General features: G+C 69.7%; 12 protein-coding genes. 6 read left to right on the top strand and 6 right to left on the bottom strand.

The window, feature by feature from the left end:
- Positions 1 to 106 precede the first annotated feature (106 nt).
- On the bottom strand, positions 107 to 688 hold the full coding sequence (gene idi / locus ACLML9_RS08080) for an isopentenyl-diphosphate Delta-isomerase (RefSeq protein ID WP_411944907.1): 582 nt from the start codon (positions 686 to 688) through the stop codon (positions 107 to 109).
- Positions 689 to 821: 133 nt separating this feature from the next.
- Here idi and ACLML9_RS08075 point away from each other — a divergent pair, with 133 nt between their 5' ends.
- On the top strand, positions 822 to 3,791 hold the full coding sequence (locus ACLML9_RS08075; protein WP_411944906.1) for an AMP-binding protein: 2,970 nt from the start codon (positions 822 to 824) through the stop codon (positions 3,789 to 3,791).
- Between the two features lie 21 nt (positions 3,792 to 3,812).
- Here the strand turns inward: ACLML9_RS08075 and rffA are convergent, their stop codons facing one another.
- Together rffA and ACLML9_RS08065 are read right to left on the bottom strand one after the other, a co-directional pair.
- Positions 3,813 to 4,949, bottom strand: coding sequence for a dTDP-4-amino-4,6-dideoxygalactose transaminase (rffA, locus tag ACLML9_RS08070; protein WP_411944905.1), 1,137 nt, complete (start codon positions 4,947 to 4,949; stop codon positions 3,813 to 3,815).
- Positions 4,946 to 6,100 carry a glycosyltransferase gene (locus tag ACLML9_RS08065; protein ID WP_411944904.1) on the bottom strand — a complete coding sequence of 385 codons (1,155 nt, stop codon included), beginning with the start codon at positions 6,098 to 6,100 and terminating at the stop codon, positions 4,946 to 4,948. The genes rffA and ACLML9_RS08065 overlap by 4 nt, the downstream gene beginning before the upstream one ends.
- A 166-nt stretch (positions 6,101 to 6,266) precedes the next feature.
- Here ACLML9_RS08065 and ACLML9_RS08060 point away from each other — a divergent pair, with 166 nt between their 5' ends.
- The 3 genes from ACLML9_RS08060 to ACLML9_RS08050 are packed head-to-tail and all read left to right on the top strand — an operon-like array spanning position 6,267 to position 9,315.
- Positions 6,267 to 8,612: a hypothetical protein gene (locus tag ACLML9_RS08060; RefSeq protein ID WP_411944903.1), complete on the top strand. Its 2,346-nt coding sequence runs from the start codon at positions 6,267 to 6,269 to the stop codon at positions 8,610 to 8,612.
- On the top strand, positions 8,609 to 9,079 hold the full coding sequence (locus ACLML9_RS08055) for a GtrA family protein (protein ID WP_411944902.1): 471 nt from the start codon (positions 8,609 to 8,611) through the stop codon (positions 9,077 to 9,079). The genes ACLML9_RS08060 and ACLML9_RS08055 overlap by 4 nt, the downstream gene beginning before the upstream one ends.
- A gap of 5 nt (positions 9,080 to 9,084) precedes the next feature.
- The gene (locus ACLML9_RS08050) at positions 9,085 to 9,315 is read left to right on the top strand and encodes a Trm112 family protein (RefSeq protein ID WP_411944901.1); all 231 of its coding nucleotides are present in this window, start codon (positions 9,085 to 9,087) and stop codon (positions 9,313 to 9,315) included.
- Between the two features lie 9 nt (positions 9,316 to 9,324).
- Here ACLML9_RS08050 and ACLML9_RS08045 read toward each other — a convergent pair whose 3' ends face one another.
- From ACLML9_RS08045 to ACLML9_RS08035, 3 genes are read right to left on the bottom strand one after another with little or no spacing between them, the layout of a single operon-like run.
- Positions 9,325 to 9,969, bottom strand: a complete 645-nt coding sequence (locus ACLML9_RS08045; protein ID WP_411944900.1) for a TetR family transcriptional regulator — start codon at positions 9,967 to 9,969, stop codon at positions 9,325 to 9,327.
- Entirely contained in the window at positions 9,966 to 10,805 is an 840-nt protein-coding gene (locus tag ACLML9_RS08040; protein WP_411944899.1) for an ABC transporter permease, read from the bottom strand. The genes ACLML9_RS08045 and ACLML9_RS08040 overlap by 4 nt, the downstream gene beginning before the upstream one ends.
- Positions 10,802 to 11,533 (bottom strand): ABC transporter ATP-binding protein, encoded by a 732-nt coding sequence (locus ACLML9_RS08035; protein ID WP_411944898.1) that lies wholly within the window; start codon positions 11,531 to 11,533, stop codon positions 10,802 to 10,804. The genes ACLML9_RS08040 and ACLML9_RS08035 overlap by 4 nt, the downstream gene beginning before the upstream one ends.
- A 176-nt stretch (positions 11,534 to 11,709) precedes the next feature.
- Here ACLML9_RS08035 and ACLML9_RS08030 point away from each other — a divergent pair, with 176 nt between their 5' ends.
- Positions 11,710 to 12,330, top strand: coding sequence for a DNA-3-methyladenine glycosylase (locus tag ACLML9_RS08030; protein WP_411944897.1), 621 nt, complete (start codon positions 11,710 to 11,712; stop codon positions 12,328 to 12,330).
- Positions 12,331 to 12,641: 311 nt separating this feature from the next.
- Positions 12,642 to 13,931 (top strand): tyrosine--tRNA ligase, encoded by a 1,290-nt coding sequence (gene tyrS, locus ACLML9_RS08025; RefSeq protein WP_411944896.1) that lies wholly within the window; start codon positions 12,642 to 12,644, stop codon positions 13,929 to 13,931.
- Positions 13,932 to 14,351: the final 420 nt, after the last annotated feature.

The raw sequence follows: 14,351 nt of genomic DNA, 5'->3' as shown, positions 1-14,351 counted from the left end.
ATCTGGTGGTTTCCGATTTTCTCGGCAGTATCGCGCAGGCGCTGGGCTCGGCCGGGATGTAGAAACCGTGATGTCGTCGACATCCGGTGCCGTACCGGCTGCAGGCTCAGGCCGGAGCCGGCGGCCCGGCGGCGGCGATCTCCAGTACTCCGGCGAGCCACGGACTGAACCCGTCCGGGTCCTCCCGTAGCCGGGTGCGCAACTCGTCCGGGTGCACCCAGCGGTAGTCGGCGACCTCGGCCGGGTCCGGCTCCGGTTGCGCATCGTCGAGCACGCCCACCAGCACGTGATCCCATTCGTCCTCGACGAACCCGGTGCGCGGGTCACCCGCGCGGTAGCTGTAGATACCGACCTCGGTCAGCGGTACGCGCAGCCCCATCTCTTCGACCAGCCGGATTCCGGCGGCCTCGGCGACGGGGACGCCGGGGGCGGGATGGCCGCAGCACGTATTCGACCAGCGCGCGGGAAACCGCGTCTTACCGGGCGCGCGCTGCTGCAGCAGCGTCCGGCCCGCGGTGTCGAAGATCAGCACCGAGAACGCCCGGTGCGGGCGGCCGGGAGCCCGGTGGGCTTCGGCCACCGGGCACGAGCCGACCGTCTTGCCGGCGGAGTCCACCAGCTCGACGGGCAGTGTTTCCCGGTTGGTGGGGGCGGCCGGGCGGGCCGGCGGGAGGGTCGGGTCGGTCACGATCCTCACCCTATCGGCGCGGGCCGCGGGGTCCCGGCGAGGTGCCGGGTACATGATGTAGATGTCACAACGGACCTCACAGGTACGGGGTGCGATATGGCAGGCTTTGTGCATACCGCAGGGATTGTGAGGTATGCCACGCCACGGGTACGGCTGGGAGCGGAACGTGAAGTTGAGTGTGCGAGGTCTGGCGGGGACGGCGCGGCGGGTGATGTCGACCGCGCAGAACGGGCTCGAGGTGATCCGCTTCGGCGGACTGGGCAGGGATACCGAGTCCTCGCCGTTCGAGATCGCCGAGCGACGGCCCATGTACCGCCTGCGGCACTACTTCCCCGCGGCCCCCACCGCCGGTCCGGTGGTGCTCTTCGTACCGCCGCTCATGGTCAACGCCGATATCTGGGACGTGAACGGCGACGACGGCGCGGTCGGGATCCTGCACCGCAGCGGTATCGACTGCTGGGTCATCGATTTCGGTTCCCCGTCGGTGGAGGAGGGCGGCTGGAAACGCGATCTCGCCGATCATGTGCTCGCGGTGAACACCGCGATCGATACGGTCTGCGCCGCCACCGGCCGCGACGTGCATCTGATGGGGTACTCGCAGGGCGGGATGTTCGCCTACCAGACCGCGGCGTTCCGGGCGAGCAAGGGGATCGCGAGCATCGTGACCTTCGGCAGCCCCGTCGATATCGTGGCCGGGATGCCGCTGGGCCTGCCGCATGCCGCGGTATCGGATCTGGTGGACTTCGCCGCCGACCATGTCGTGCCCCGGCTGCCGATCACCGATCGGATGGTGCGGATCGGATTCCAGCTCCTCGACCCGGTGAAGACCGCCAAGGCGCGGATCGATTTCCTGCGCCAGCTGCACGATCGCGAAGCACTGCTGCCGAAGGAACGGCAGCGGCGCTTCCTGACCAACGAGGGCTGGATCGGCTACGCCGGGCCCGCCGCGGCCGATCTGCTCAAACAGTTCGTGGTGCACAACCGCATGATGCTGGGCGGTTTCGTCATCCGCGACCAGCCGATCTCCCTGGCCGATCTGAAATGCCCGATCCTGGCCTTCCTCGGCGAGGTGGACGAGATCGGCCAGCCCGCGGCGGTGCGTGGGATCGTGCGGGCCGCGCCGCGGGCCGAGGTCTACGAGTCGGCACTGGTCTCGGGCCATTTCGGTCTCGTCGCCGGCTCGGCCGCCACCAAGTTCACCTGGCCCCAGGTGCGCGATTGGGTGGGCTGGGTCGAGGGTGGTGATCCGCTGCCGGACGAGATCGTGCCGATGACCGACCACGTCGCCGAGGGTGCCCCGCGCACCGCCCTGCTGCGCGCGGTGCACACCGCGGCGGTGCTGGCCGAGGCCGGCGCCGAGGTGGGTCGCACTCTCGAACATCTGGCCGCCAATACGCTGCGCGGATCGGTGGGTGTGGTCGAGGGCGCCGCGCGCACGCTGCCCAGGCTCACCCGTCTCGGCACGATCGAATCGACGACCCGGATCTCCATCGGCCGACTGATGGCCGAACAGGCCCGCCGGTCGCCGCGCGGCGAATGCTTCCTCTTCGACGACCGGGTGCACACCAATGCCGCTGTCGATATCCGGATCGACAATGTGGTGCGCGGTCTGATCTCGGTCGGGGTCCGGCCCGCGACCCGGGTCGGGGTGGTGATGGAGACCCGGCCCAGCGCGCTGGTGACCTTGGCGGCGTTGTCGCGTATCGGTGCCGTCGCGGTGCTCATGGCACCCGAGAGCGATCTGAACACCGCCCTCGCGCAGACCGGGACCGCGGTGCTGGTCTCGGACCCGGAGAACATGCACCATGCCGTCGCCACCGGTGCCCGGGTGTTCGTCCTCGGCGGTGGCGATGCCCGCGGCCTGGCGGTGCCCGCCGGGACCGATGTCGTGGATCTCGAGCAGATCGATCCCGAGCAGGTGCGGGTGCCGGGGTGGTACCGGCCGAACCCGGGACGCGCACGGGAGCTGGCCTTCATCCTGGTCGCCGGCGTCGGTGACCGGTTGGACATCAAATACATCACCAATCACCGGTGGGCGCTGTCGGCGTTCGGTACCGCTTCCGCGGCCGATCTGGACAACAAGGACACGGTGTACTGCCTGGCGCCGCTGCACCATTCGTCCGGGCTACTGGTGAGTCTGGGCGGAGCCATCGCCGGTGGGAGCCGGATCGCGCTGGCCCGGTCCCTGGATCCGGGTCGTTTCGCCGAGGAAGTGCACCGCTACGGGGTCACGGTCGTGACGTACACGTGGACGATGCTGCGCGATATTCTCGACGCCGAGGTTTTCCCGGAGGGGCACGCGCATCCCATCCGGTTGTTCATCGGCTCCGGGATGCCCGCCGGTCTGTGGCGTCGCACCGTCGAACAGTTCGCTCCCGCCCGGGTGCTCGAGTTCTATGCCTCCATCGAGGGCGATGTGGTGCTGGCGAATGTGCCGGGGGTGAAATTCGGCTGCAAGGGCCGGCCGGTGCCGGGGACCGCACGGGTGGAACTGGTGGCCTACGATCCGGTCTCCGGCCAGGTCCAGGTCGACGACCACGGGTACGCGCGGCGGTGCGCCGACAACGAGGTCGGGCTGCTGATCGGCTCGGCCGGGGCGGGCGTGGACCTGTCGCTGGGCGGTTTACGCGGTGTCTTCGACCCCGAGGACTCCTGGCTGCCCACCGAGAATCTGTTCCGGCGCGACAGCGACGGCGACTACTGGCTGGTCGACCGTATCGACACCGTCATCCGGACCCGCCGCGGCCCGGTGTTCACCCAGCCGATCGTGGATGTGCTCAACGATGTCGCCGCCGTCGATATGGAAGTGGCCTTCGCACTGCCCGCGCATGACCGGGTGCTCGCCGTCGCGGCGGTGAGCGTACGACCCGGGTTCCGGCTCGAGCCCGGCGATATCACCGATGCCCTGCGCTCGCTGGCGCCCGACCAGCGCCCGGACGTCGTCTATGTCGTCGACGATATTCCGCGCAGTCCGTCGTTCCGGCCGTCGGCGCATGCGGTCAAGGCGGCGGGCGGTCCCCGGCCGGGCCCGCTCACCTGGTGGTACGAGCCGGAATCGGAGAGCTACGAGGTACTCACCGAGAGCGGCCCCGGCAGGTTGTGACCGCGGTCGGCCGCGGCCGGTTCAGCACCGGTACGCGGTGACCGCGTCGAGTACCCGGTGGATCTGGTCCCGGGTGAGCATGGGCCACAGCGGTAACCGGACGATGCTCGCCGCGAACCGGGCGCTGCGGGTGCACGGAGCGGGCGTCCGGCCGTATTTGAGCCCGGCCGCGCTGGAGTCGAGCGGTACATAGTGGAACGGCGCCACGATCCCGCGGTCGGCGAGATGCCGGATGAGGCCGTCGCGGGCCTCTTCGGTCGGCATGCGCAGATAGAACAGGTGCGCGGTGTGGCGCCGGTCCGGTGGCACCGACATCGGCGCCACCCCGTACTCCGCCGCCCAGGAGCCCAGCCCGGCCGCGTAGGCGTGCCACACCCGGTGCCGGGCGCGCTGAATGGTGTGGAATTCGGCGAGCTGGGCGTCGAGCACGGCGGCGTTGAGCTCACTGGGCAGATAGCTGGACCCGAGGTCCTGCCAGGAGTATTTGTCCACCTGACCGCGCAGGAACCGGGCGCGGTCGGTGCCCTTCTCCCGGATGATCTCGGCGCGGCCCATCAGGATGTCGTCGGAGAGCAGCAGTGCCCCGCCCTCGCCGCAGTGCACGTTCTTGGTGTCGTGGAAACTCTGGGTTCCCAGCGTGCCGAGGGTGCCGAGCGCGCGTCCCCGCCAGGTTCCGCCCAGCCCGTGGGCATTGTCCTCGATGAGCGCGAGGCCGTGCCGGTCGGCCAGGTATTGCAGAGCGGCCATATCGGCGGCCACTCCGCCGTAGTGCATGACCACGATCGCCTTGGTGTGGTCGGTGATCGCCGCCGCGGCGGCCTGCGGGTCGATATTGCCGGTGGTGCTGTCGATATCGACGAAAACGCAGGTCGCGCCGTGGACCGCGAAGGCCGCGGCGGTGGAGGTGAAGGCGAAACTCGGCACGATCACCTCGTCGCCGGGCCCCAGCTCGAGCAGGAGCGCGGCCAGTTCCAGCGCGTGGGTGCACGAGGTTGTCAGCAGAACGTGGCGGGCGCCAGTGATCTCGGCGAGTTTCGCGGTGGCCGCGGCGGTGAACGGGCCGTCACCGTGACAGTGGTCGGAATCGAGTACGGCGGTCACATTCGACAGTTCCGCGGCCGACCGATAGGGCCGGCTGAAGATGATCCGCCCGCTCACCCCGCCGCCGCCTCCGCGGGCCGGTGCCCGGCCGCGGCCGTCATCTCCTCCGGTGGCCGGGGCGTCGGTGATTCCACCGTGAGATACAGCGGTTTGCCGACCAGGATGTGCAGGACCACCCCGAGGTATTCGGCGATGAGGCCGAGTGAGAACAGCACCGCCCCCGAGCACAGCAGCAGCACCACGATGATGGAGGCCCAGCCCTCCGGGTCGGCGCCGTCGCCGGTCAGCGCCGTGTAGATGATCACGCCGGCCAGCACCGCCCCGGCCAGCGCCAGTGTCACACCGAGCAGGCTCACCAGGCGCAGTCCGCGGGTTCCGGTGCACAGCACCATCTTCCAGAACAGCGAGAACAGTCGCCGGTAGTTGTAACCGGATTCGGCCCGGCCCTCGGTGCGCAACAGCACGGGGACCGTCGCCGTCCGGCCCACGACCCAGGTCAATGCGACATCGAGATAGGCGCCGTTGGCCGCGACCTCGGCCAGCCGGCGCCCGATATCGCCGCGGATCAGCCGGAAACTCTCGAACCGGGTGGAGGCCGGGAAGGCGAAGAGGGTGGCCAGCACCAGTTTCGCGCCGCGCGAGGTGAGGTTGCGCAGTGGTCCGTGCGGCCGGGTGTTGGTGGGCCGGGAGTAGACCAGGTCGGCGCGTTCGCGATACGCGGCATCCAGGAAGGCGGCGAGACAGGCCGGGTCGTGCTGCCCGTCCTCGTCCATGGTGACGACCCAGCGACCCCGGGCGGCGGCCAGCCCGGCGATGGTGGCCGCGTCCTGTCCGTAGTTGCGGCTCAACCAGATCACTCGGACCTGCGGGTATTCGCGGGCAAGCCGCTGCAGCACGAGATCGGAGCGATCGGGGCCGTGATCGTGGACCAGCACGATCTCCGCGACGCGGAAGCCGATCCCGCCGGGTGTCGCGGTGGGTACGCCCAGCGCGTCCAGCTCCCGCACGAGCGCGGCGACGGTCTGTTCGCCGCGGTACACCGGGACCACAACCGAAATACCGCATACTTCGGGCGAATCGGATTCGAAGCCCGGGTACGGGGAGTCGGTTACGGGGCGTAGGGCCGCGGCGGCGAGATCAGTGATGGAGCGGGCCGCCGGCGGCCGATCGGCGGCCCGGGCGGACACGAAGCTGGGAGAAAACGGCATTGGCGAGATCGACTTTCGACGGTGGATAACGCGTGCCGGGTCTCGATGACGCTGGTGAGCCCGAGAGATGCGAACTCTAGCAGGTGCGGTGCGGACGGTGGGGCCGGATTCGCAAGCGCGTCGTTCCGGCCGCGGAACCCGGTGTGGGCGGTAGGGTCTGGGACCCGTGGCGGATGGTCGAGCCGAGAGTCGGCGGGATGTGTTCCGGTGGGGTCTGGTGTGCGCGGCGGGGGTGGTCGCCGCCTATCTCGCTGTCCTCCTGGCGAATTCCCGGCATTTCTACACCGACGACACCGAGTCCCAGTACGCGCCGCTGTGGGTGATGACCGGCCGTGCCCTGCGAGAGGGCAGGTTTCCGGTGCTGGTGCCGGAGAACTGGCTGGCCGGCAATTACGCGATCGAGGAAACCGGTCTGCTCAACCCGCCGCAGCTGCTGATCGACCTGCTCGCGGTCTCGGTGGACGATCTCGCGCTGTACGCCACGCTGGTCAAACTGCTGTTCGCGGTCGTGCTGGGGCTCGGCGTCTACCGAGTGTGCCTGGCCTACGGCGGCCGCCCGGCCTGGTCGGCGGTGGCCGGAGTGGCCTTCCCCTGTAGCGGTTTCCTGCTGTTCTTCGACGCCGCCAGCTGGATGACCGCGTTCACCGGAACCGCCTGGCTGGCGCACGCCTGGGCGTCGGGTGTCCGCTACGCCCGCGGTCGCGGGGGACCTGTCCCGGTTTTCGTCTTCCTCTACCTGGCGATCTCGGTGCAGTACGTGTTTCCCGCGGTGGAAGCGGCCGTGCTGTTCGCCACCGTGCTCATCGGTGAATTCGTGTATCGGCGGCAGTGGGCGCCGGTGGTCCGGCTCGCCCTGGTGGCCGGATGCGCGGCGGCGGCCGGGCTGGCGACCTATCTACCGAGTCTGCTCACCGCGGATGTCACCTGGCGCGGTGCCTCGGAGATCCGCAACGACCAGTTCCTGGCCGTGCCGTGGTCGGAATCGCTGAACGCCAGCCTGCCCAGTACGTTGCCCGCCTTCACCTCTTGGTGGGGATACGTGCAGCCACTGCCCATGGTCTATATCGCCTGGTTCCTGATCCCGGCGCTGGCTTTCGTCGACTGGAAACGGGCTGCGGGCGCGGCGCGGGAGCTGAGCGGGCCGGCCGTGTTCGCTGTTCTGACCCTGCTGTGGACCGCCGGGCCCGGGACCATGGGCCCGCTGCGCTGGCCGGCCCGGGTACTGCCGATGGTCGCGCTGGCGCTGCTGGTGCTGGTGTGCGTCCTGCTCGGCCGGTTCGGCACGGTCGCCGGAACCCGCCGCCGCGGTATCGCCGCCGCGGTACTGGTCGTCCTGCTGCTGGCGCGTTCCGCCGCAGCCGCGCCGGAGCAGGCGCTGGGCCACCTGCTGGCCGCGGCCGGGGTGGGCGCGCTGGGGGCGGCCGTGGTGTGGCTGGGCCGGACCCGCGGACGGACCGCGGCCTGCCTGCTCACGCTGGCCGCGGTGGCGCCGATCGCCTATCTCCAGGTGTACGCGGCCCAGCCCACGCCCATGAGCTGGAATCTGCCCACGAAACGGTCGGAGATGAAAGCGGCCTTCCTCGATTTCCCGGGTACCACCCTCCAATTGGGCGACCGGGCGCTGATCGCCCCCGGCGAACGCACCCTCCACGGCGCCTACGGTTCGCTGGCCTTCGGTAACTACGCGAAGAATCTGGAGGCCGACTATGTGGGCGGCTACACCCCCAACGGTCATTTCTACTTCGGCCATCTGCTGTGTATGCGCTGGGACGTCAGCGTCTGCCCCGACGCCTACCGGCGGGCCTTCGCGCCGGAACCCGAGACCGGGCGGCCCCTGGTGGATCTGATGCTCATCGACCGCGTGGTCCTGCAGCGCGCGCTGTTCCCCGGGGCGCGCGAACAGCCCGCGCCCGCGGGCTGGAAATGGGTGGACTATCCGGGGCACGAGCAGTACATCGCGGTCCTCGAACGCGAAGGCGGTCCGGTGTCGGGACGCACCGGCCGGGTAGCCCACACCGAAGGTGTCGCCGTCGGTGCCACCGCCGAATCCGCCACCACCAGCCGGGTCCGGGTCGATTCGCCCGCCGGCGGCCGGATCGTTTTCGCCCGGCTGGGCTGGCCGGGGTACCGCGCGCACCTCGATGGCCGGCAGCTCCCGATCGATGTGGTCGCGAACAGTTTCGTCGCCGTGGACATCCCGCCCGGCACCCGCGGGGCCGAACTGGAACTGACCTGGCGGCCGCCCGGCTGGAAGATCGGCGCCGTGCTCGCGGCAGCCGGACTGGCCGGTCTCGCGGTGTTGGAGACCGGCCACCGGCGTGGCCGCCGACGTCATACCCGCCCGCCCGCTGCATCCGCCGGACCGGCTGTACTTCCTGTCGGCCCGGCCGCACCGCCCGCCGACCCGGTGGTTTCTCCTGACGACCTGACGGCTCCGCCCGCCGACCCGGTCGCTCCACCGCCCGCCGACCCGGTGGCCGGCGGGCCGGGTCCCGTCGCCGCGCGCCCGTGACCGATTCCGCCGGACACCCGGCGACCTCGCGCGACAGCCCGCTCGCGGAACCCGCCGACCCGGGCCCGCTGCTTCGGCTCGTACGTCGGCAGGAACTCGCCTTCGCGGTCGTCGGCGCCGTGAACACGGCGATGGGGATCGGCCTCACCGTCGGGTGGCTGTGGCTGCTCGGGACCGCCGTACCGCCGTCGGTGGCGGTCGCCGCCGCATACGCCACCGGTGTCGGGATCGCCTTCGTCCTGCACCGCAAGCTCGTGTTCCGCGTCCGCGGCCGGGTGTTGCGGGATTTCGCCGCGTTCGTGGCCGTCAACAGCGGTGGCCTGGTTGCCAACGCCCTGCTGCTCGAACTCGCTGTCACAGTGCTCGGTTTTCCCCGAGCGCCGGCCGCGGTCGTGGTGATGGGCACGGTCGCGGTCGGCAGCTATCTCGGCCACCGCTCTATCTCGTTCCGCCGACCGGTAGGTTGAACCCCATGTCGGAGGAAACCATTCTGGACCCCACCCTGCTGAGTCTGCTGGCGTGCCCGCAGGACAAAGGTCAGCTGCATCTGGTGCGCGCCGCCGACGGCGCGGATCTGCTGTACAACCCGCGGCTGCGCCTGGCCTATCCGATCGACAGCGGTATCCCGGTGCTGCTCGCCGACGAGGCGCGTCCGGTCGACGACGCCGGGCACGCCGATTTCGCCCGCCAGTACGGGGAGTGACTGCCCGGGTCAGGGCTCACCGGCGGCGGCCGAGTCCTGACCCAGATCCCCGGTGAGATAACGCTGCACCGTGGGCCCGACGGCCGCGACGAGCTGCGGCAGCGGCAGCCCGCTCACCGGCTGGAGTGCCAGGATCTTGCGGGAGATCACCAGGCCCGCCATCTGTGAGGCGGCCAACGCCACCCGGAGCCGGCCGTCGTCGGTATCGGTCGCGATCCGCTGCCGCACCCGCTCCAGGACCACCGACAGGAGAAAATCGCGGGCCAGCGAGGTATCTCCGCTCGCCACCAGACTGCGGACCAGCGCCACCGCGCCGGCGCCCGCCGGGGAATCCCACAGGCCCACCACCGCGGCGACGAGGGTTTCGCCGAGCCGGTCCAGTGGTACCGCGTCCACCTGCCGCAGCACGATCTCCGGGTCCACCGGGAGTTCCACCACCGCGGCGAACAGCTGCTGCTTGGTCCCGAAATAGTGGTGTACCAGCGCCGGATCCACCTCGGCGTCCGCCGCGACCGCCCGGATGGAGGTTTTGTCGAATCCGGATTTCGCGAACCGCTCCCGGGCGGCGGCGAGGATCGCGTCCCGGGTCCCGGACCGGCCGGGGCGGCGGCCCGGCCGGGTCGGACGCGGGCCGGCGGGTTCCGCCGCGCTCATGCGGTACGGCGGCGTAGCGTCGCCGCGCCCAGGCACAGCGCGACCGTCGCGAACGCCGCGACGATCGCCAGGTCCCGCCACATCAACCCGGTCGGGTCGGTGTGCACCGAGACTTCGTGCAGTGCGTCGACCGCATAACTGAGCGGCATGACATTGCTGATCACCTCCAGCCAGTCCGGCAGCTGGGCGCGGGGTACCAGCAGGCCGCACAGGAAGATCTGGGGCGCCGCCACCAGCGGCATGAACTGCACCGCCTGGAATTCCGTCCGGGCGAACGCACTGCACAGCAGCCCCAGCGCGACCCCCAGCACGGCATCCACCATCGCGATCAGCACGACCCATCCGGGATTCCCGGCGGCGTCCAGACCCAGCAGGCCGAACGACACCAGGCAGGCCACCGCCGCCTGCGCGGCGGCCGCGAGGGAGAACGCCGTGCCGTATCCGCCGAGCAGGTCGAGTTTGCTCAGCGGTGTGGTGAGCAGTCGTTCCAGCGTTCCGGAGGTGCGTTCGCGCTGCATGGCGATCGCGGTGATCAGGAACATCACGATGAACGGCAGAATGCCGAGCATGCTGATCCCGATGCGGTCGAACGGGGTCGCGGACTGCGTGGGCAGGGTGGGGACATCCCGGTAGATGAAATAGAGCAGGGCCATCAGTAGGGCCGGTACCACCAGGATCATCGCCACCGTCCGGTGATCGTTGCGCAGCTGTCGCAGAATCCGGGTGGTCGTGGCCAGATACGCCCGCCCCGGGCGGGGTCCACTCGAGTAGGGCCCACCGGACCCGGCCCGGCCGGCGTCCGGGACCGCGGTCGATGCCGCTCGCTGCCCGCTCATACCGGAGCTCCCATCGTGATGAGGGCGAGAAACGCTTGTTCCAGGTTCTGTTCACCGGTGTGTTCCCGCAGTTCGTCGGGACTCAGCTGAGCCAGCAGATCGCCTTCGCGCAGGAGCAGCAACCGGTCGCAGTGCTCGGCTTCGTCCATCACATGGCTCGACACCAGCAGGGTTGTCCCGCCCGCCGCCAGTTCGTGGAACTGTTTCCACAGCTCCACCCGCAGCACCGGGTCCAATCCGACCGTGGGTTCGTCGAGAACGAGCAGCTCCGGCCCGGCCACCAGCGCACAGGCGAGCGAGGCCCGGGTCTGTTGTCCGCCGGAGAGTTCGTCGCCGCGCTGCGACTGATGGTCGAGCAGCCCGACCGCGCCGAGGGCGGAGTCGACAGCGTCTCGACCGGCTCCGGAGAGCGCCGCGAAGTAGGCGACATTGTCGCGCACGCTGATATCGGCGTAGATGCTCGGCGCCTGGGTGACGTATCCGATCCGTCGCCGCAGCGCCGCGCTGCCCGCGGGCAGCCCGAGCGCGGTGATCTCCCCGGCCGCCACCAGCTGGGTTCCCACGATGCTGCGCATCAGCGTGGTCTTCCCGCAGCCCGACGGACCTAGTAGCCCGGTGATCGAACCGCGCGGAATCGTCAGCGAAATATCGTGCAGTACTTCGCGTTTGCCGCGGCGGACAGTGAGGTTGCGCACCTCCACCGCGGCGGTCGCGCCCGTATCGGGCATGGTCGGCCCCTATTCATCGAGTGTTGAATTCATTCTCTGATGAATTATTCGCCGACCGGAGCCGCCCCGCAAGACCCCGGCGTGATCGAGCTGTCGACCCGCTTGTCTGTGCCCTGGATCTCGACCGCCGACGCCCCCGCGGCACCTGGCCGGCGCAGGCTGCGACAATCCACGCCGTGAGTGCTGAGGAACTGGCAGTTGATCCGCTGACCGCCGCCCAGCGTCTGCTCGGCGCGATTCTGTGGTCGGGCCCGGTCGGCGCCCGCATCGTCGAGGTCGAGGCATACGGCGGTGATCCGGCCGGCCCCTGGCACGACCCGGCCGCCCATTCCGGCCGCGGCCGGACCCCGCGCAACGCGGTGATGTTCGGTCCGCCCGGCCACCTCTACTGCTACCTGAGCTACGGCATGCACACCTGCGTCAACATCATCAGCGGACCGGACGGTGTGGCCAGCGGCGTGCTGCTGCGGGCCGCCGAGATCGTCGCCGGTCACGAGACGGTGCGCGGCCGCCGACCCGGCGCCCGCACCGAAGCGGACCTGGCCAAGGGGCCGGGCAACCTGGGGAGCGCGCTCGGTATCGGCCTGGCCGACTACGGCACCGATGTCTTCGATCCCGAATCTCCGATCCGGCTGGAACTGGGCCGCCCGATCGACCCGGTGCGGATCTCGTCCGGACCGCGTGTCGGCGTGAGCAGCGAAGCCGACCGTCCCTGGCGAGTCTGGCTGCCCGATTCACCGGCCGTCTCCACCTACCGCCGTAGCCCGCGCGCCCCGCGCATCGATGAATCCGCCTGATCGGCAGTCCGCCGCCCGACCGCGGCCTGCCCCAGGCCGGTCGCGCCGCAGGTATCACCCGCGGGCGACCGGTCCCGCCGCCCAGTCCCGGCGCACTTCGTAACCTCGGCCGCGAGCGTCGCTCCCGCACGTGCCGGGCAGGCGGAACACCCCGAAATTCCCGGCGTCGCCCGAGCGCAGGCGCTGTCGCGGTGCCGTCTCGTACAGTGGTCCCGCCGCTCGCCGGGCTCCTCTCCGCCGCGCCGGCGCACCGCGGTGGCGATGGCCGCACCGGGCGTTATGTGGTTGCGGACGTAGGCGAAGATGGAGCCGTGAGCAGCGACATCATCGACGAACTGACCTGGCGCGGGTTGATCGCGCAGTCCACCGACCTCGACGCGCTCCGGGAGGCGCTGGGCTCGGGTCCGCGCAGTCTCTATGCCGGTTTCGATCCCACCGCGGCCAGCCTGCATGCCGGCCATCTGGTGCCGCTGCTGGCGCTGAAACGGTTCCAGCGGGCCGGCCACCGGCCGATCGTGCTGGCCGGTGGGGCCACCGGACTGATCGGCGACCCGCGCGACGTCGGTGAGCGCACGATGAACTCCGCCGATACCGTCGCCGCCTGGGCGGATCGGATCCGTTCGCAACTCGAGCGATTCGTCGACCTGGACGATTCACCGACCGGCGCGCTGATCGTGAACAACATGGACTGGACGGGCTCGCTGAGCGCGATCGACTTCCTGCGCGATATCGGCAAGCACTTCTCGGTCAACGTGATGCTCGCCCGTGACACCGTCAAACGGCGCCTCGACGGGGAGGGCATCTCCTACACCGAGTTCAGCTACATGCTGTTGCAGGCCAACGACTACCTGCAGTTACGCCGTACGCACGACTGTGTCCTGCAGGTCGGCGGCTCCGATCAGTGGGGCAACATCATCGCCGGCGTGGAGCTGAACCGGCGGGTGGACGGTGCCGCCGTCCACGCGCTGACGGTGCCGTTGGTGACCTCCGCCGACGGCAAGAAGTTCGGCAAGTCCACCGGCGGCGGCAGCCTCTGGCTCGACCCGGAGCTGACCAGCCCCTACGCCTGGTACCAGTACTTCGTGAACACCGCCGATGCCGATGTCGTGCGGTACCTGCGCTGGTTCACCTTCCTGGACCGCGCCGAACTGGCCGAATTGGAGGAGGCCACCGTCGAACGGCCGCATGCCCGCGAGGCGCAGCGCCGGCTGGCGGCGGAGATGACCATGCTGGTGCACGGAGCAGAGAACACCCGCTCGGTACAGCTGGCGAGTCAGGCGCTCTTCGGGCGCGGCGAGCTCCGGGATCTGGACGAGCCGACCCTCACTGCGGCGCTGCGCGAAGCAGCGGTCGACGGGAAGGTCGCCGAGGTTGTGCCCGGGGGCGACACGATCGTCGATCTACTGGTGGCGTCCGGCCTGTGTGAAAGCCGTGGCGCGGCGCGTCGAGCGGTCAACGAGGGTGGCGCGTCGGTCAACAACGAGCGCGTGAAGGACCTCGATTGGTCTCCGGAAAGCGGCGATTACCTGCACGGACAATGGCTCGTATTGCGCCGCGGCAAGCGGAATTTCGCGGGTGTCCGGCGGGCCTCCGGAAACTGATCTTGGTGGGCTGGGTCACACTTCGCCGGTCCGGCCCGCCTGATCGCCTCTCGGCAAGCCCCTGAACTGCGCAAACGCCCTACCGAAGTGGCGATTTGACGTAGCGTTCCCCGCCGCGTAACTTATTCAACGTCAGAGCGACACGGACACCGACCAGGGGCCCGGAGCGAGGCGGAAACGCCGAGCCGGAGGGACCAGGGGCAACGAGGTAGTACGAGGAGCGCCTGACAGGCCGGCCGAAGAGCGGAGTTTGACTCTGAACCACTGGACGGTTAAGCTAGAAAACCTGCCCCATTGAAGCCCTGGTTGAGTCCAGTCGCTGAGATGTGTGCGTGTGTTCTTTGAGAACTCAATAGTGTGTTGATGAATGTCAGTGCCAAATATTTGATTTGGTTTCGGTTCTTCATACCCCCGTGTGGA

This window comes from Nocardia sp. NPDC002869, from assembly GCF_046764065.1.
Classification (GTDB): Bacteria; Actinomycetota; Actinomycetes; order Mycobacteriales; family Mycobacteriaceae; genus Nocardia; species Nocardia rhamnosiphila.
This window is presented reverse-complemented; position numbering and strand designations above follow the sequence as displayed.